Source organism: Fibrobacterota bacterium (genome assembly GCA_019509785.1).
Taxonomy (GTDB): domain Bacteria; phylum Fibrobacterota; class Fibrobacteria; order UBA11236; family UBA11236; genus Chersky-265.
Genome location: JAEKLQ010000038.1, coordinates 40435 through 58289 on the forward strand (window position 1 = coordinate 40435; position 17855 = coordinate 58289).

The 17855-nt window shown below is 62.9% G+C and carries 17 protein-coding genes; 6 read left to right on the forward strand and 11 right to left on the reverse strand.

Features of this window, described 5'->3' with window-relative positions; genetic code table 11:
- Positions 1-11: 11 nt before the first annotated feature.
- The 5 genes from JF616_10700 to eno all read right to left on the reverse strand — a co-directional run bounded on the left by JF616_10700 (position 12) and on the right by eno (position 4310).
- A complete protein-coding gene (locus JF616_10700; GenBank protein MBW8888213.1) occupies positions 12-647 on the reverse strand; it encodes a class I SAM-dependent methyltransferase in 636 nt (211 codons plus the stop codon).
- A gap of 26 nt (positions 648-673) precedes the next feature.
- Complete coding sequence (locus tag JF616_10705; GenBank protein MBW8888214.1) at positions 674-1126, reverse strand: D-tyrosyl-tRNA(Tyr) deacylase; 453 nt, start codon at positions 1124-1126, stop codon at positions 674-676.
- Positions 1127-1168: 42 nt separating this feature from the next.
- Positions 1169-2263, reverse strand: a complete 1095-nt coding sequence (locus JF616_10710) for a hypothetical protein (protein MBW8888215.1) — start codon at positions 2261-2263, stop codon at positions 1169-1171.
- Between the two features lie 165 nt (positions 2264-2428).
- The gene (locus tag JF616_10715) at positions 2429-2965 is read right to left on the reverse strand and encodes a DUF3052 domain-containing protein (GenBank protein MBW8888216.1); all 537 of its coding nucleotides are present in this window, start codon (positions 2963-2965) and stop codon (positions 2429-2431) included.
- Positions 2966-3023: 58 nt separating this feature from the next.
- Positions 3024-4310 (reverse strand): phosphopyruvate hydratase, encoded by a 1287-nt coding sequence (gene eno / locus JF616_10720; protein MBW8888217.1) that lies wholly within the window; start codon positions 4308-4310, stop codon positions 3024-3026.
- 41 nt (positions 4311-4351) lie between these two features.
- Between eno and JF616_10725 the strand changes: the two genes are divergently transcribed.
- Positions 4352-5062 (forward strand): hypothetical protein, encoded by a 711-nt coding sequence (locus JF616_10725; GenBank protein ID MBW8888218.1) that lies wholly within the window; start codon positions 4352-4354, stop codon positions 5060-5062.
- An 81-nt stretch (positions 5063-5143) separates the two neighbouring features.
- Positions 5144-6217, forward strand: a complete 1074-nt coding sequence (locus JF616_10730) for a hypothetical protein (GenBank protein MBW8888219.1) — start codon at positions 5144-5146, stop codon at positions 6215-6217.
- Between the two features lie 18 nt (positions 6218-6235).
- Here JF616_10730 and JF616_10735 read toward each other — a convergent pair whose 3' ends face one another.
- Entirely contained in the window at positions 6236-7228 is a 993-nt protein-coding gene (locus JF616_10735; protein MBW8888220.1) for a hypothetical protein, read from the reverse strand.
- 40 nt (positions 7229-7268) lie between these two features.
- Positions 7269-9350: a hypothetical protein gene (locus JF616_10740; GenBank protein MBW8888221.1), complete on the reverse strand. Its 2082-nt coding sequence runs from the start codon at positions 9348-9350 to the stop codon at positions 7269-7271.
- 147 nt (positions 9351-9497) lie between these two features.
- Here JF616_10740 and JF616_10745 point away from each other — a divergent pair, with 147 nt between their 5' ends.
- Both JF616_10745 and JF616_10750 read left to right on the forward strand, forming a co-directional pair.
- On the forward strand, positions 9498-10448 hold the full coding sequence (locus tag JF616_10745) for a hypothetical protein (GenBank protein MBW8888222.1): 951 nt from the start codon (positions 9498-9500) through the stop codon (positions 10446-10448).
- A 19-nt stretch (positions 10449-10467) separates the two neighbouring features.
- Positions 10468-11016: a hypothetical protein gene (locus JF616_10750; GenBank protein ID MBW8888223.1), complete on the forward strand. Its 549-nt coding sequence runs from the start codon at positions 10468-10470 to the stop codon at positions 11014-11016.
- Positions 11017-11053: 37 nt separating this feature from the next.
- Here the strand turns inward: JF616_10750 and JF616_10755 are convergent, their stop codons facing one another.
- Positions 11054-11821 carry a polysaccharide deacetylase family protein gene (locus JF616_10755; protein MBW8888224.1) on the reverse strand — a complete coding sequence of 256 codons (768 nt, stop codon included), beginning with the start codon at positions 11819-11821 and terminating at the stop codon, positions 11054-11056.
- The gene (locus JF616_10760) at positions 11818-13026 is read right to left on the reverse strand and encodes a glycosyltransferase (GenBank protein MBW8888225.1); all 1209 of its coding nucleotides are present in this window, start codon (positions 13024-13026) and stop codon (positions 11818-11820) included. The genes JF616_10755 and JF616_10760 overlap by 4 nt, the downstream gene beginning before the upstream one ends.
- 81 nt (positions 13027-13107) lie before the next feature.
- On the opposite strand from JF616_10760, the gene JF616_10765 reads away from it, so the two are divergent.
- Together JF616_10765 and JF616_10770 are read left to right on the forward strand one after the other, a co-directional pair.
- Positions 13108-14421, forward strand: coding sequence for a glycosyltransferase (locus tag JF616_10765; GenBank protein ID MBW8888226.1), 1314 nt, complete (start codon positions 13108-13110; stop codon positions 14419-14421).
- A gap of 9 nt (positions 14422-14430) precedes the next feature.
- Complete coding sequence (locus tag JF616_10770) at positions 14431-14727, forward strand: Dabb family protein (protein MBW8888227.1); 297 nt, start codon at positions 14431-14433, stop codon at positions 14725-14727.
- 13 nt (positions 14728-14740) lie between these two features.
- Here JF616_10770 and JF616_10775 read toward each other — a convergent pair whose 3' ends face one another.
- On the reverse strand, positions 14741-15454 hold the full coding sequence (locus JF616_10775; GenBank protein ID MBW8888228.1) for an adenosylcobinamide-GDP ribazoletransferase: 714 nt from the start codon (positions 15452-15454) through the stop codon (positions 14741-14743).
- A 19-nt stretch (positions 15455-15473) separates the two neighbouring features.
- Positions 15474-17822 (reverse strand): RNB domain-containing ribonuclease, encoded by a 2349-nt coding sequence (locus JF616_10780; GenBank protein ID MBW8888229.1) that lies wholly within the window; start codon positions 17820-17822, stop codon positions 15474-15476.
- Positions 17823-17855 lie beyond the last annotated feature (33 nt).

Here is a 17855-nt window from a genome sequence, read left to right on the forward strand (position 1 = left end):
CCCCCCGCCCGTTAAGGCAATTTGCGGACGACCTGCAACCCGTCGCGCACCGTCAGCAGCACGTTCTCCACCCGCGCGTCCGCGGCGATGCGCCGATTGACCGCGTCGATGGCGCGGCTTTCGCCGTCCCGGGGTTCCAATACCTGGCCTGACCATAAAGTATTGTCCACGAGGATCAACCCGCCCGGCCGGATCAACTCCACGATGCGTTCGTAATAAGCGGGGTAATTCGACTTGTCCGCATCGATGAAGGCCAGATCGAACGGCCCGGGGAGGGTGGCCAAGGTTTCCAAGGCCGGTCCCATGCGGATCTTGATCTTGCGGCCATGCGGGCTGCGATCGAAGTAGCGTTGCGCCATGTCCGCATGGGCCTTTTCGATCTCGCAGGTGATCACGCGGCCGTCTTCGGGCAGGCCCTCCGCCAGGGATAGGGCGGAATATCCCGTGAAGGTTCCGATCTCCAGCACTTGCTTGGCGCCCGATACCGCGGCCAGCAGCTTCAGGAACCGCCCTTCCAGACGTCCGGTCAGCATTTGCGGCGACTGCATGCTGGCGTAGGTCTCATCCGCCAGGGCCCTGAGCAATTCCGGCTCCGGCCGGGTGCGATCGAATGCGTATTTCTCCAGCTTCCCGTCGACGATATCCATATGCCTCCCTTGGCGGATGGCCGCCTTTATTCCCGTCGCTTGCTATCCATGAGGATGGTCACCGGGCCCTGGTTGCGCAAGGCGACTTCCATATCCGCCCCGAAACGGCCGGTAGCCACGGGACGACCGAGCTCCCGGGACAATGCCGCCGCGAATCCCTCGTAGATGGGAACGGCCAGCTCCGGGCCGGCCGCCGCGGCGAAACCGGGGCGATTGCCCTTGGCGGTGGACGCGAAGAGCGTGAACTGCGAAACCACCAGGGCATCCCCGGCGATGTCCAGCAAGGAAAAATTCATCTTGCCTTCCGCATCCGGGAAAATGCGCAGGCGGGCCAGCTTGCCCGCCAGCCATGCCCCGTCTTCGGGCGTATCGTCCTGGGCCACTCCCGCCAGAAGCAGCAAGCCCCGGCCGATGCGGGCGATTTCGGCGCCGTCTACCGCCACCGAAGCTTCCCCCACCCTTTGGGCCACGATCCGCATACCAGGGAAAGGTATTAAGAGTCCCTGACAGAATGCGGGATTCTAATGCGCGTGCTGTAAACGCTCGTCGGGTTGCGACGTCCCGCGCGGGGCGTAATCGAGGAAGTAGAGCAACATCTCGGCGGCATGCCGGGCGTGGGGAACGGACACGCGGCGCTCTACGAACTCCGGCGAGACGAGCCCCATGCCGAAGGGCGGATCCTGATCCGGATGGAACCCCCAACTCAAGGGGTAGGTCCGGGTTGGAATGTCCATGGGCGGATCCCAGGCGTGGAAATGCGCTTCGGCCCAGGCCAAGGACGGGTTGGCATCCTTCACCTTTTCCGAAAAGGGCGGGCCGCCCGTAGGCACGTCCCGATAGTCCAGCCAGAAAACGGGGGCATAGGGATCGAAGGAAGGCGGCAAATGCCAGTCGTCCGGGAGGCCCAGGCTCTTGAGCCCGAACTTCAACCATTTGGTTTGGTAGACGGGATGGGCGGCGCCTTCGGTATTGCCGTTGATGTAATCGGTGCACCGGAAGGTTTCCGCCTGCTCCAGCGCCCGCGCCACCAGGGGATGATCCTTATCCGAGACCAGGGAAATCAGGAAGAGGATCTGCCCCAGGTTGTCCGGCTCGCGTTCCCCATCGCGCGCCGCATCGAACGGCTCGGTGAGGCCCAGGATCCAATCCTTAGCCAGCTCGAGATTTCCCGTACGGCGCAGGGCTTCGCAAATGATGGCCGCATCCCGGTAGTTGGGGGACTCGCGGTCGAGGAAGTTCGCGTAGGGTTTCCCATCCATGATATTGATGAGCACTTCGTGCAGGAGAACGCGCATCAGTTGGCTATGGGAATTCCCGAACAGCCCCGGTTCAGGGCTCTTGAAGTCCGGCAGTTGCAGAGGATTCCCGGTCAGGTAGGTGCGCGTTCCTTCCACCATCAGGCAAACGCCGGTCTCGTCCTCCTGGATGGAGTACTGTTTCCCTTCGCGCGATTGCCATCTTACCGTGTATTCATGGGGGATGATTTGCTCGTGGAGAACCTTCCAACTGCGGAGCATCTCTCCCGTGGAAGCATCGTAAAGCACGCCTCCCTTATATAACAGCTTGCGTCGGTTACCCATGCCGAAAAGGAAGAAGGGCAGGTGCGGTATCTTCATCGGAGGATCTCCAATACCTCAGGACGCCTCCGGAAATGCGTCCCGATCCACGGCCGGCTGGCAATGGGATTCATGTCCGGATTTACCCTTAAACTAATTTTCGGGCCAAGGAGGGAAAGCAAAGAAAGGGAGCCCGCCGCGCGGGGCGGAGCGGTGCGGGCGTTTTTAGCGGCCCTTAGTGCGATCCTCGAGCCGGAATACGAATTTCAGGCCCGACCAGGTCTCGTCGATCGCGCAAACCTTAACGTCCACGAGCCCGGCCGCCAGGCCCAGGGCCCGTACCCGGGCTTCGTTGAGTTCCCCGGGGACGGGCTTACGCCCCTTTATCATTTTGGGCCAGCAAATCCACAACATCCCATCGGAGGCGAGCAGCTTTTTCAGGGCGGATATGGCGGGGGCGAGTTCGGACTCCGTCCGGCAGAAGGCTTGGATGAACCCGAAGGAAGGCCGGAGGGCGCCGGAAGCACCCTTTTTTATGGTGGAGAGGGAGGCCGCTTGCGGCAACCCGGCCTCGGTGGCCGAGACGTGGGAGGGCAAAGGACCGAGGATTCGGGAGTAACCGGCGGGCGCCCCGACGAACAGGGCCCGCCGCGAGGGGACGGAGACCGCCTTCCCTTCGGAAAGCGGCTTTCCCTTGGAAAGCTTGCGTGGGCCGGCTACTCCCAGTTTTTCCAGCAAGGATTTCGGGGAATATCCCGCCATTCCTCATCCCGCCAGGACTACGGGATTCGCGCAGGCGAACCCCGCGAGCCCATCCAAGTTAGAACGCGTTCTTCTTCCACTTGGCATTCTTGCCCAACTGCTCCTCGATGCGCAGGAGCTGGTTGTACTTGCAAACGCGATCGGTGCGCGACAGCGAGCCGGTCTTGATCTGGCCGGCGGCCGTGCCTACGGCCAGGTCGGAGATGAAGGAGTCTTCCGTCTCGCCGGAGCGATGCGAGGAGACCACGCCGTACTTGGCGGCCTGGGCCATCTTGATGGCTTCGATGGTCTCGGTGACGGTGCCGATCTGGTTCACCTTGATCAGAATGGCATTGGCCACCTTGCCGTCGATGCCCTTCTTCAGGATGGCGGGGTTGGTGACGAAAAGATCATCGCCAACCAATTGGACCTTCTTGCCGATGGCGTCGGTCAAGAGCTTCCAGCCTTCCCAATCGTTCTGATCCATGCCGTCCTCGATGGAGTAGATCGGGTACTTGGCGCACAGGTCCGCGTACATCTTCACCATCTGCTTGCTGGTGTAGGACTTTCCGTCGGACTTATGGAAGGTGTAGACGTTCTTATCCTTGTCGTAGAACTCGGAGGAGGCGACGTCGAGGGCGATCTTCACGTCCTTACCGGGCACGTACCCGGCGTCCTTGATGGCCTTCATGATGGAATCGAGGGCGTCCTTGGTCCCCTTGAGCGTGGGGGCGAAGCCGCCTTCGTCGCCCACCGCGGTCGAGAGGCCCCGCTTCTTCAACAGGGCCTTGAGGGCATGGAATACTTCCACCGACATGCGCAGGCCTTCGGAAAAGCTCTTGGCGCCCACGGGGGCGATCATGAACTCCTGGAAATCGATGGGCGCGTCGGAATGGGCGCCGCCGTTGATGATGTTGCACATCGGCAGGGGCAAGGAGTAGGTGGTATTGCCGGCCAGCTCGCCGAGATAAACGTAGAGGGGCTTGCCGGCTTCGGCGGCGGCGGCGCGGGCGATGGCCATGGAGGCGCCGAGGAGGGCGTTGGCGCCCAGCTTGCCTTTGTTGTGGGTCCCGTCGAGATCGATCATCGCCTTATCCAGCTCTGACTGCTTGGATGCCTCTTTGCCGATCAGCAAGCCGGCCAGCTTGGTGTTGGCGTTCTTGACCGCCTTGGTCACGCCCTTGCCCAGGTAGCGGGACTTGTCCCCGTCGCGCAGCTCCACCGCCTCGCGTTCGCCGGTGGACGCGCCCGATGGCACGGCGGCGCGGCCGAAGGCCCCGCTCTCGAGGGTCACGTCCACTTCGACGGTGGGGTTACCGCGGGAGTCGAGGATCTGGCGTGCGACAAGGGTCTTGATGGCGGACATGGTCTTCTCCGGATGGATGGTTCGGGCCGAAAAGATATTCAATGCGGGCCGGGTTTTCTATCCTTTGCGGCATGCCCCGCCTGCTCGGGACTGCGCTCCGCTGGTTCCTCATCCCCTTTCTCGCGTTGTTGGCTTGGGCCATGGCCGGTGCCTTCTTCGGCTCAGCGCGTAGCGCCCTCAGCGCCGGAACGCTGCTCTGGTGCGGCTCCGGATTCTTGTTCCGCGCCGCGTCCCATTGGCTTTGGCGCCGGCTGGGCCGGGACGATCCGTTCGGATTCATCGACACATTGGAACATGAATTGACGCACGCCCTCATGGGCTATCTGACTTTTTGTCCGCCGGTATCCCTCTCGGCGACGCTGAAGTCGGGCGGCGAAGTGGAATTGAAAGGGGCCAACCCCTTGGCGGTGCTGGCCCCCTACTTCCTGCCCTTGTGGTGCCTGTTGGCCGCCCTTCTCGGCTTGGCGGTGAAGCCCGGCCTGCAAGGCGCCTGGAGCCACGGGCTTTTCTTCCTGCTCGGCTGGTTCGCATGGCGGCTATGCCTGGAATACCGCTGGCGCCAAACCGACCTGCATGCTTACGGTTTCGTCTTCTCCACCTTCGCGGTCGCCATCCTGCTGTTCTTGAGCCTCGGCCTAATCCTGTGGATGCGCGGCGTTCTCGGTTGGGCTTGGCTGCCAGCCGCCGTCAAGCATTCTTGGGGCGAATTACCTACCCTTTGGGCGCGGATCGGGAGGAATGGCGCCCACTGAGCCCTTCCTTCGCCTTGCGCCGGTTTTTACCTTACCTCCGCGAATGGTAATGGCGATTCGACCCTTGTATCCTATCATCGAATGAGGCGACCCATCGATATCCGCAATAGCTTCCGGCCCTTGCTAACTCTGGCCATGCTTTTGGCATCGGCCCTACCTTCCCTGGCTGCGCAGCATATCCAGCAGCCCACCGGGGATTTGCGGGCCGCGGTCCTGACCGATCTCAAACCCCACCCCAGCGGTAGCAAGACCTATAACGAATTCTGGACCTACCATTTCATGTTGGACGGGAACATCCAGGTCATCCTCAATTTCTCCCGGGTGAACCTGGGTTCCTTCAAATCGCCCGTATGCGGCGCGGATCTTACCATCATGGGGTTCCAAGGCAGGAATTGGACCGTGGCGCGGGAGTACGATAAGAAGAATTTCGTATTCACCGATTCCGCGCAAGCGTTAAGGGTGCACGAGAACATCTGGTTCTCCGGGAAGTTGCCCGAATCGCATCATGCGCATTTCGCCACCAACAAGAAAAACGTCGGCTACTACCTGGACCTGGACTTCTCGGATATCCTGCCGGGGCGGGTTTGGGGCGATGGCATGTTCAAGTTCGGGGGCGGGGATGCGGTGGGGATTTTCATCCATATCCCTTCCGCCAAGGTGAAGGGCCGCCTGGCCGTCAACAAGGATACCTTGGACGTGAACGGCACGGCCTATATGGACCATACCTTCCAAACCGATCTGGCGCCCAACCTGATCTCCGCCGGCTACCGGTACGTGGCTTCTGAGGGACAGGCGGAATCGGGCTACTTCCTGGATCCGGCCTCCAAGTACGAAAGGCAACCGGTAGGTTACGGGTTGAAGACCTTGAACGGGGAACTGGTTTTACGGAAACCGACGAGCCTCAAGGCGCTCTCCGCGTCCAGCGCCATGGGTTCCAAGGTCCCGACCGCGCTGGAGATCGGCTTTCAGGACGGCAGCAAAACGGTATTGAACCGCAGCGAAGATCGCCTGCAGCAATCCGTGTTGCATGAGTTCAGCGGATTCTCCAAGATGGCCATCAAGAGCTTCATGGGCGGGGAGATCCTCACGTTCCGCGGGCTGGGCACCATTTCCGGCACGCGTCCCATGGCCTACGACTTCTTTACCGTGGAGTGAATTCCCCGCGCCGGGAATTCATTCCTTAGGCGTCGGCAACATGGCGGAAACGCCTTTCTCGGTCGCGAACCAGACACCCGCATCCTTGTCCACCGCCACGGCAAAGACGAAGCGCGTTTGGATTCCGGTGGTATTGTTCTTGTTGAACAACCGCCAAGTGGTCCCGTCGTACCGCGCGGCCCCGCCCTTGGCGGACACCCACATCGTCCCCGATTTCTCGGCATACAGGCTGTAAACCTGCTCGGACGCGATTTCGCCCAATTGGGAAGAGCCTTTATAGGACGTCCAGGCGCTGCCCGCCAGGCGGCCGACGCCCATCTGCGTCCCGATCCACTTCGCGCCATCGGGGGCGATCATGATGGAGGTGATGCTGTTATGCGGCAAACCCTGGTTCGTGTTGTCCCGCGTGTAAGTGGTCCAGGCGGTATTGCTGAACTTCACCAGGCCGGCGATGGTCCCGAGCCATTTGTCCCCCGCGGAATCCACCGCGATGGCGGTCACCATCTTATGTGGTAGGCGTCCCGAGATGCGCTCCTCGCCGTAGCTCGTCCATGCCGAGCTTCCCCGCAGCAAGGCGAAACCGTTCTTGGTCCCGAACCAATGCTCATCCTTGCGGATGGCCATCGAGGTCACGAAATTGTCCGGCAGGCCGCCGGAAGTATTCTCCTTGGTGAAGGACCGCCAATTCCCGTTGGCGTACCAGCTGACGCCGCCCTCGGTGGTCACCCACAACTCGCGGTTCTCCCCGATTTGTAACGCGGTGATTACGTTGGAGACCAGCCCCTTCCCCGTGTTCTCGACCGTGAAGGTCTGCCAATTCCCCAATTGATCCAGGCGGACGATCCCTTTCTTTGTCCCGAACCATTTGAGCCCCTGATCATCCGTGGCCACGGCCACCACTTCGGGATCGGGGAACTTGGTAAGGTCCTGGATCTGCCAATGGTAATCGGGTTCATCCGCGTAAGCGGCGATAGGGAGGATGAAGGCGAGCGCGCGCAGTAGGGTTTTCATGCAAGGAATTTAATAAGCCTCGGGTCCCAAAACCCGGCGCTTATTCCTTCCGCGCCTCCTTCACCACCCTGCGCGGGTTCCACCATTCCCGGAAATCGGCCAGGCAATAGCCTCCGGTGCCCGGATGGTAGAGCCACATCCCCCCTTCCCCGTCCGCGAGCGCGACTTTCCCGCGCCAGGGGCGGAAGAGTTCCACCTGGAAGAGGGGATTGGAGGGATGGCGGAACAGGAACCCCGCGGCCGCCGTGTTGTTTTCGACCGAAGGCTGCACCGGAAAGGGCAGGACCACGGCGGGAATCGCTTGGTCGGCCGAATCCTCCGGGGCCTCTTGTACGCGCGAAATCCCGTCCCGGGTCCCATCGTAACGGGCGTTCAGCCCCAGCTTCGCCCCGGCGAAATCGACATAGGTAAAGCGATGCGCGCCCAAGGGCCAATGCGAGGCCGGGGAATTGCGGGCCAAGGTGGAGTCGCGCAAGGCATCCAAGGAACGCGCCTTGGAAGCCTCCACCACTTCGATCCCGCCGCGCAGGTATTTCTGATATCCCCAGTTAAGCCAGGTAGGCAACGGGCGCAGGCGGCTGAGGATTACGTAGACCCCGAGATCGGAGCGATCGTAGAAGCGGAAATCGAAATCGCGCGTCGTATAGGTGGCCCCGTCCCATTTCCATTCCGCGGGTACGTGCTGCGGCCAAGCCTCGGAATTGTACTGGTCCGATGGCGCATAGCCGTAAAGGAAATTCCGGTGGATGGCCATGTTGTTGGCCCGCCATTGCATGCCGCGGAAATGCAGGATGTCCTTTACCTCGCGCGGGCGTTCCCGCGCCGGATCGAGCAACAAGGATCCCGGCCGCGTGATGACATCGTAGACCCAGGGGGCGTCGCTCAAGCCGAAGCGAAGGGTGGGGAAATTCGGCCCGGTGTAGGATTCGTAGCGGCCGCCCGCGGTCAGCAGCCAATCGGCCCCTCCCGAATAGGACTCGGTGGGCCGGCTGCGCAGGCCTCCGCCCGCATAGGCCGAACGCATCTCCGCGCGGTATTCCCCGGGGCGCTCTTGCATATAGGCGAGGATGGGCGCGGGCACGCGGTATTTCAATACGGCCGAGAACAGGGCCATATGCGCATGGGGCGTGCGCGTGCGCCATAGACCGGGGGCGTAGGCGCCGAAGGACCCGGATTGCAAACCGAAGAAACTGCATACGGCATCGTTCCCGATCAGGCTGCTATCGTCGTAAACCTCGGAGGATCGGCGGTAGGGGCCGTAACGCAGGGCGTCATAGCTTTGGAAGGCGAACTCGGACGCCAGGAAATCGAGCAGGCAGGCCGCGCCTTCGGAAACGGCCGCGTCCCGGGAAAAGCTGTAGAGGTTGTCCAAGGCGTGCAGGGTGAAGCGTTGGTAGATCTGGGCGTTGAATTCGAAGAAGCCTTTGCGGATGGCTTGCTGCATGGCCTTCAGCAGCAACCGCTGCAACGGCCCTTGGGAGTTGTCCAGCTCGATGCCTTCGTGCTGCAAGGAATCCCGCAAGGCGGTCAATTCCGCCAGGCCCCGCAGGTTCCGGGTGATGATCTGGTTGATCAGGAAGCGCGTGGATTCGGCCATGAACAAATGGTTCTCGGTCTCGGGCAGGCTAACGAAGCCGACTTCGAAATGGGACTTGGAGGTTTGGCCCCAGACGCGCGCCACCCGCTTGATGAGATGCACCATGGTCTTGTCCGTCAGCAAGTCGCGGTCGCCTTCGAAGAGGCAAAGCAGGGAAGCGCAATTGAGAAGCGCCATGTCGAAATCGCCTTGATCGTACCCGGGCACCGGAAAGCTGGTGCCGATGGATCCGAGCGGGCCGATATTCCCGCCCACCACGTAGCGCTGCAGGGCCTGGCCCACACGCTGCCTGTCTCCCGCGGGGCCGTGTTGGGCCAAGGTCATCAAAGCGATCCATTCCTGGAAAACGCTCATGCCGTCGTTATGGCGGTTCCAGGCATGCACGCCCCCGTTCCGATCGACCCGCTCCTTCCAGGCTTGCAGGACGATGGGCCGGAATTCATCGGCGTGGTTGACGGCGATGGCGCGGGCACGCGCCGCCACGCATAGGCAGAGGATGGGGATCAGGATATGGTTCAAGCGCATGCTGTTCAGGAGGCTCCGGCCCGGGGCCGGCCTCGTTCCATTATATCCGTTGCCATGGAAAGGCGGCCAGCGGACAGCTGGCGATTACGGGGAGTAAAACACAAATTTTTGCTACAATAAGCTGCCTTCGAGCCATCCGGAGGCGTCTTGATTCCCCATCATTTCCATCTCATCTGGATCGGGCGCCATTTCCCGTTCGTGAACCGCTTGGCGGTGGAGTCCATCCTCCAGACCAATCCCGGGGCCCGGATTACCTTGCATTTCGAAGATCCGCCGGATAACGACGATTGGCGGGCCTTGCAGTCCAAGGTGGAGTTCCGGCCCCTATCCCTGGAAAACCTGCTCGAAGGACTCCCTGCTTCCATGAGTTCCGTCATCCCCGTCCTGTCGGGTATCTCGACGGGTTATCTCGCCGGCCGCGCCAATATCCTCCGCTACCTCATATTGTATCGTGAGGGAGGCATCTACATCGATTTCGACACGGTAACCACGCGGGACTACCGGCCCTTGCTTTCCCATCCCGCCTTCATCGGGGAAGAAACCGTTTTCAAGTACGACGATGATCGGGTGGAGGGCCGCTTCCCGCCCGCGCTCATCCCCACCGGCATCGCCTTCGGCGCCAGCTATTACCTCTCCCAGGCCAACTGCCGATGGTTGGGCGATTCCGCGGCGGGCAATGCGCTCAATCGCTCCCTGATGCGCTATTGGTCGGTTCGCAAGTTGAATAACGCCGTGCTGGGCTCCGCGCCCGGCAACGCCTTCTTCGGCAAAGCCATCGCCCTGGTTCCGGAAACCGATCCGAAAATCCGTTACGCGCTCGGGCCCATCCTCATGAACCGCACCTGGGCCACCGAGGCCGCCGCGCACATGCGCCGGCTCTCCGCCGATCATTTCTACTTCATCACCCCCAGCCAGACTTTCCGTTTCTTCTACGGGCCCGCCCGTCCCCTCCCCCCCGATGCCTATTCGCTGCATTGGTGTTCCAGCAATCACAAGCAGCTGGCCGCGGGCCTGACGCGCGAGAACCTCGCGAAGCACTCCGCCCATCCCACCCTGTTCCATAAGCTGGCCCACGAGGTGTTGGGAAGGGGGATCTAGCCCGATGCCAAAAAACGGCATGCCGCCCGCCCCTTTCGGGGCGCCCGACCCTCTTGGGACGCCCCATCCTCCCGGTTCCGGCGGATTGAGGGTTTGGATCCTCGCCCCCTTGCTGGCATGGCTGGCGGTCGCGGTGATCCTGTTCGTTTATTTCGATCAGCGCGGCCGCTGGACCACCCTCTCCGGCATGAACGGATACCGCGATTGCTTCGGCTCTCCCCCGCCGGCGAACTTCCGCCTCATCCATTGCGAGGCGCTCCGGCATTACCGCCTCACCGGGGAACTTTTGGCCATGGAATGCTATGTGCAAGCCAAAGGCGAGTTCGATACTTCGGGAAGCGATTGGAAGGTAGCGCCCTCCCTGGGGGAAACGGGCGGGTTACCCAAGCTCCTGCGCGATGAGGGATTGATCCGGATTCCCGCTTGGTTCGGCCTCCCTGGCAATGCCCTCGGCGATACGAGCCATGCCAAGGTCTTGCATTCGGGCGGCGGCCGGCTGCTTTCGATCTACCCTGCCGGCAAGGAAGGGATCCTGATCGCCGGAGGTTGGCTTACGAAAAGCCCCTAAGCCGCAATCGCCTCCGCGGCGGATGCGGAAACGGGTCTTACGCGGCGCCTGCCGAAGCGAAATCCAAGTCCTCGGCGAAGGCCTGTTCCCGATCCCGCATGGCCGCGGCCAATACCGAACGAATGTTGCCGACGGTGGCGGGATGATCGAAATCGAAGGGATGCATGGCCACGCGCAGGACGGGGGCCTGGGACCAAAGCCGCAACAACAGCGGGCAGACGACCAAGGAACCGTACTTGCGCAGCCAGGTACGCGTGGCCCAGGTGATGACGGGGCTTTTCAGGCTCGCTCCCGTATCGACGCGATACATGCGGCGCTGATCCTCCGTGAACCGGAACCCCTGGTCCTTGAGGGCCCCGGGCAGGTGGGCGTTGAAGAGCCAGGCCGGAGCCACGAATCCGACGGGATCCTTTCCCAGGCAGGTCCGGAAGGCCTCGCGGCCCGCTTCCAGCTTCCGCCGTTGCGCCTCCGCGTCCAGGGCCAGGAATTCCCCCTCCCCCGCAGTCAAAAGTTTCCGCTTCAGGAAATCTCCCGCTCCCCAGGAGCCCGGTTGCGGGGGCGGTTCCAGATGGCAATACCCATGGAGATGCCAATCAATCCGGAAGGGCCGCTCTTCCCGGCACCAGGCCCGGAAAGCCATGTCCTGGGCCGCCGGGTAACCGCCATGGTACTCCGGCACGAACAGGTAGGTGAGCTTGGACAGGCCCAACTCGCGGTATACGGCTTCCGCGCGACCTATGCGTTCCCGGTGGAACGGCGTGATGTCATGCAGGGAAACCACCAATTTCCGTTGTCCGGAAATCATGGGCCGGCCTCGCCGGGCGGGCGGGTCCCCAAGCGGGCCGAATACCTCTTGATCATCCGTCCGATGGCATCGTCCCATCCCCCATAGCGCAAAGCCAAGGAGCGGGAGCGGGCGAACTCGGCGGGCCAATCGCATTTGATCGCCTTCGCCACGGCCTGCCGGAATCCCTCCGCATCGCCTGCGGGGAAGAGGAAGCGGGATCCCGCCTCCCGCAACAGTTCCCCGGTTCCTCCGGCATCGGGCCCGACCACCACCAGCCCGCGCGCCATGCCTTCCAACACCCCCAGGCCGAAAGTCTCATGGGGCCCTGGCGCCAGCAGCACGTGATGGGCGTCGTAGATGGCGCGCACCTCGCCGGGATCGGCCACGAAACCGAGGTAGCGGTAGCGCGCGTGCCGGAAGGAAGCGAACCCGCCCGCCATCGCCCCGCGCCCCATCACGGTAACTCTTACGTTACCCCGGAGCAGATCGGGAAGGGACTCCAGGAGCAAATCCACGCCCTTATCGCGATCCAATCGCCCCGCGTAGAGAAGGCTTACCGGGCCTTCCCCGGGGACCGACTTGGCGTCCGGGGAGATGTCGTCCGGCGCCGATATGCCTTCCAGGAAATGGGCCGGCACGCCGAAGGGCAAATGGGCCACCGCCCGCACGCCTTTGGACCGCAGGCGCTCCTCCATGGTCCGCGAAGCCACCGCCGTTAGATCGTATCCGCGTTGCAGGCGGTAGAGGAGGAAGGCCGCCGCCTTGGCCAGGGGCGCGCGCAGGCCTTGCAAAGCTCCCCGTTGCGACCAGGGTTCGATGTAGGTGGGCACCGGGTCGCTGTGGTAGAAGGAAACCAGCAATCCGCGGAACAGGCCGAGCTTGCGCAGGGCGAGGCAGAACAGGCCCGTCAGCCAAGGGTCGCCGGCCTCGAGCACGTCGGGCCGCTGCGCGCGGATGAGCTTGAAAACGTGGAAGAAGTCGATCAGCAAGCGATAGCCCGCGGGATCCTTGGTCAGGGCCGGGCCGTAAGCCTCGATCAAGGTGACGTTCGGCGCCTCCTTGAGTTTCTGGCGGGCGGGCCCAGGGTAGACCAGGAAATAACCGATCCCGGGCCGTTTCCGGAACCATTCGATCTTCGCCCGATGGTAGGTGCGGATGCCGCCGGCCTTGGGCGAAAAGAAGGTATTGATATCGAGGAAGACCACTTCGCGCCTATGTAGCAATATTTTACTTTTACCCTTCCGATGGAAACCGAAGCCGCGGCATTGGTGGGGGAAGAAATGCCAGCTGCGACGGAGCCTAGCATGGGCCGATACCGTCCCCACGACCTAATCTACCTTCCCAGCATCATCCGCTTCGTTTTCCTCTATGTTTTCGAATTCCTGGCCTGCCTGCCCGCCCTTTTCCGGTTACGCGCCCGTTACCGCCAGATCAAAGCCCGGCCTCCGGCCGAACCCATGGTCGCCTGCGTCGGCGACAACCTGGACGAGGTGAACGGCATCGCCCTTTCGCTGAGGATCATGGTGCGGGAACTGCGCTTGAAAGGCCATCAGGCCTTCGTCTTCGGCGCGGCCTTCCATACCCGGCCGCCCCGCCGCGATGGGCCGGACGGGTGCGTGGTGATGGCCTCCGGGCGGTTCTCCGTGGATCAAGCGGGTTACCCGGCCAGCGAAGTCGCCATGCTGAAGCTCGACCGCTTCATCGAGTTCCTGTATAACCATCCCGTGGATGTCATCGAGTTCCAGACCCCGGGCACGGTCGCGGTGCAATGCCTGATCGTCGCCAAGGCGGCGGGCATCAAGACCCTCAGCCATTACCGCACCGACATCCCGACCTATTCGCGCCTATTGGTGAAGAACCGGTTGGGCGTGTGGTGCATCAACACCTGGACGATGTGGATGACGCGGTTAATGGGCCCCGTCATCGTTCCCTCGGAAGCCTACCGCGCCAAGGTGGCCGCGCTGGGTGTCCCGCTGGAGCGGATCTATAAGCTGCCCCGGGGGGTGGACTTTTCGAATTTCCATCCCGACAAGGCCCGCAACGGGGCGTGGCGCCGTTTCGGCCTGCCCGAATCCGGCCTACGGCTGATCTACGTGGGCCGCGTTTCCAAAGAGAAGAACCTGGACGCCCTGGCGGACGTCTTCCCCTCCTTGGCCGGACGTATCCCGGGCGTTACCCTCGCCATCGTGGGCGAAGGGCCTTATCGCGTCGGCCTGGCCGCCCGCTTCGCCGGCCGGAATGACGTGCATTTCACCGGGGTGGTGCAGGGCGAGGATCTCGCCGGCATATTCGCCTCCGCCGATCTGCTGGTCTTCCCCAGCCTGACCGATACCTTCGGCAATAGCGTGGTGGAAGCCCTGGCTTCGGGCGTGCCTTGCATAACCTCCAATGAAGGCGGACCGCAGGAAATCATCATCGCGGGCGAGTGCGGCCTCGTATTCGATCCGAAACTCCCGGGCGATTTGGAAGAGAAGATATTCACCCTGGCCTCCGATCCCGAACGCCTCCAAGCCTTCAAAGCCAAAGCCCGGGTGCGGGCCCTGGAATTCACCTACGACCGATCCGCCGACGCCTTCTGGGATTTCTACCGGAAGTACCATCGCAATCAAATCCCCTAAAGGAGCAGCATGTTCGTCCACGCCGTTTATTTTTGGCTTAAGCCCGATCTCTCTCCCGCCCAGGTCCGTCAATTCGAAGAACTGGCCACGGCCATGTCCAAGGCGCCTACAGTGCGGAATCTATGGCTGGGCAAGCCGGCGGCCACGAATCGGCCGGTCATCGAACGCAGCTATTCCTACGCCTTGACGGTCGTGTTCGACGATGCCGCGGGCGAGGCGGCGTATCAGACGCATGCCACCCACGATACCTTCCGGGAAAAGTGCGGTTCCTTCTGGAGCCGGGTTCAGATCTTCGATTCGATCTAAGGCCGGAGGCCCGTCACGATAAGGCCGAACAAGTGGCGATGAAAGACGCTTCCGCGATTTCGGCGACCGTACCCAGGGTCTGCACGGTCAGGCCTTCCATGCGGCGGTTGAGGAAGCGATAGGTCGCGATCATCAGCGCGAAATAGGTCGCGGTCAGGATGGCCGCCGCCTGCCAGGGAAACAAGGCCATACAGCAAATGAGCGCGCCGGTGAACAGCAAGGCCCTGATCTGCCGCCGCCGCACGTCCGGGTCCTTGCGGCCATGCCTGGTTTCCAGCCGATGCCGGCTGAAGATGATGCCCATGGCCTGAGAGCTGCGGCCCAGGATGGGCGCTAGCAAGACCGCGAAGGGCTGCCAGTCGGGGCGCATGTGGGCCAACCCGTTCGCCTTCACGAATATCAGCAGGACCACGGCGGCGATGCCGCGCCAATGGTATTCGGGCTTGGGGGCGAATCCCGATCCCGGGAAGGTGCGCCGGCCGTCGACCAGCTCGGCCACGGCGCGCAAGTGGATGCCGCCGGTCATGGATTCCAGCACCGCGATGGTGGCCAGGCAGGCCAGGTAGATGGGCATCAGGGCCTTGAAGGCCAGGAAAACCAGGACCAGCACGCTGCCCATTCCCGCGCCCACCAGCGGGAAGAAATGCACCGACCGGTTCAAGGGGATATGCTTCTTGAACGGGATCGGCAGAACCGTCAGGTAACTCAGGGCGTTGCTGAGGCTCATGGGCGCATGTCGTTCGAGGTCATGCGCGGCCGAGGAAATCGAAATCGACCTGGCCGCTGAAGGGATCGGAGCGATCCAATCTTACTCGCACCTTGTCGCCCAGTTCGAAGCGCTGCCGAGTGCGCCGGCCCACCAAGTGGCCCGTCTCTTCGTCCTTCTGGTAGAAGTCGTCCCGCAGGGCGCGGACGGGGATCAACCCTTCGCCCATGGGGTCCTTCAGGGAGACGAAGATGCCGAAGTTCTCCAGGCCGCTCACCTCGCCCGTGAATTCATGCCCCACGAATCCGCGCAGCACCCATGCGGTCGCCGTCTTGAGGGAGCGGCGCTCGACTTTCATGACCGCGATTTCCCGCTCGGAGATCTTCTCGGCCACGTCCCGCGCCAGGGTTTTCAGATGCTTGTGGACGCGTTGCCCGCGCACGTGGGCCTTGATGACGCGATGGGTCCAAAGGTCGGCGTAGCGGCGGATGGGCGAAGTGAAATGCGCGTAATGCAACCAGCCGAGCGCGAAATGGCCGAGCGGATCGGCGCTGTACTGCGCCTTTTTCATGCTCTGCAGGATCTTGCGCTGCACCGCCGGCGGCAGGGCGCCGCCTTCCCGGCCCAGCATGCGGATGAAGAATTTCTGGATGGCGGGATTGAGGTTGCCGCGCGTGGCCGCCATCTTGTCGAATACCTCGGCCATGCCCTTGTCCTTATGGGCTTGGCCCTGGCTGGCCCACAGCTCGGCCACCACGTCCAGATCGGGCTGTTCATGCACGCGGAACAGGCCCGGCAACTTGTGCTTGGTCAGGAACATGGCCGTGGCCTGGTTGGCCAATAGCATGCATTCCTCGATCCAGGAATGGGAGGCATGGCGCACGGCGGGATAGATGCGGAACGGCGCCCCGTCCTTCATCTCCACCTTGGGCTCGGGGAACTGGAAATCGATGAAGCCGTCCTGGCGGCGCCGGGCGAGGAGCACGGCGGTGAACTCGTCCAATTCCTTGAGGAACGGGTCGCCGGCTTCGCGGGCGGCCTGCGCCTCCTCGTAGCTATAGAAATGCTCCACGCGGATGAAGGACTCGACGAAGTCGAATTTCTTGAGCGACCCGTCGTGGGCGACTTCCATCATGCAGCTGAACGCCAGGCGTTCACGGCCTTCCAGGAGGCTGCACAAATCGGAAGACAGGCGTTGCGGCAGCATGGGCGCGGCGGTCCACGGTAGGTACTGGGTGAAGGCGCGCTCCAGGGCTTCGTGGTCGAGGGCCGTATCAGGCCCCACGTATTCGGCCACGTCGGCGATATGCACGCCCAGCAGCCAGGTCCCGTCCTTGCGGCGTTGCAGCGAGATGGCGTCGTCGTGATCCTTCGCCGTGGAAGGATCGATGGTGATGATGTGCAGATCCCGGTAGTCCGTCCGGTTCTCCAGCATTTCCCAAACGGGTTCGGGGAAAGAACCCGCGTCTTGCAACGCCTTCTTGGGATAGCCGTGGGGAAGATGGTTTTCATGGAAGAATTGCTTGGATACTTCGGCGAAGGAGATCTCTTCCTCGAGGGTGGCGACCACGCGCCCGATACGCTCGCTGCCGTCTTCCTCAAGGATGCGCGCGCTGACGATGTCCCCGGCCTTGGCGCCGCCCAGGTTCTTGCGCGGAATGAGGATCAGATCCTCGTCGGAGCCGGGACGGCCGCCTTGCGAAGGTTTTACGAAATGGAAGCCGCCTTGGCGGATGAGTTTGCCTTTGACGAGGCCGGCATCGCCCTCCTCGCGCCCGCCTTTGCCGAATGCCCCGCGGGCCCCCGCGCCCGTACGGCGCTTGGACTTATCGAAATCCCCGTCGCGGTTTTCCCGGAACCCACCCTTGGGGCCGCCCCTGGGCAGGAAACGGCTGGCCGCGCCCTTGGGGCCGCCGGTCTTGGAGCCGCCGAACTTGGGCCGCCCACGCGAGTCCAGGCCGGGGGCCCGCCGTGCGCCGGGTTCCGCATTTGCCGCGTTCCCTCCGCGCCCCGCGTCTGCGGCGCCCGCCTCTTCGTCGGTAGCGCCGCGCACTTCGCTATCCGAATCGTACACGATCTTGCCGTCCCCATCCGTCAAGGATTCCGGGAGGACCTGCGCGGTATCCCGGGCCTTGCGCGCGCGCCGCGACACCCCCGTCGCTTCGTTTTCCTCGGCCACGAACTTGCGGCCCTTCACGCGGCGCACCATGCCGGAGTCTACCAGGATTTTTAGTTGGACTTGGAACTCCCGGGAACGATCCCGCGGGACCTCGAAGAATTCCTCCAGGGCCGGCAGGCTTTGGGGCCGGCGGCCTTGGGAACGCAGTCGCTCGAGGATGGAGTTCCCCTCGGGGATGCCGCGGACGGGACGGGACTTTTCCTTGGGCATGCTTCAGCGGCCTCCGGTGCGGGTGCGCGCCCC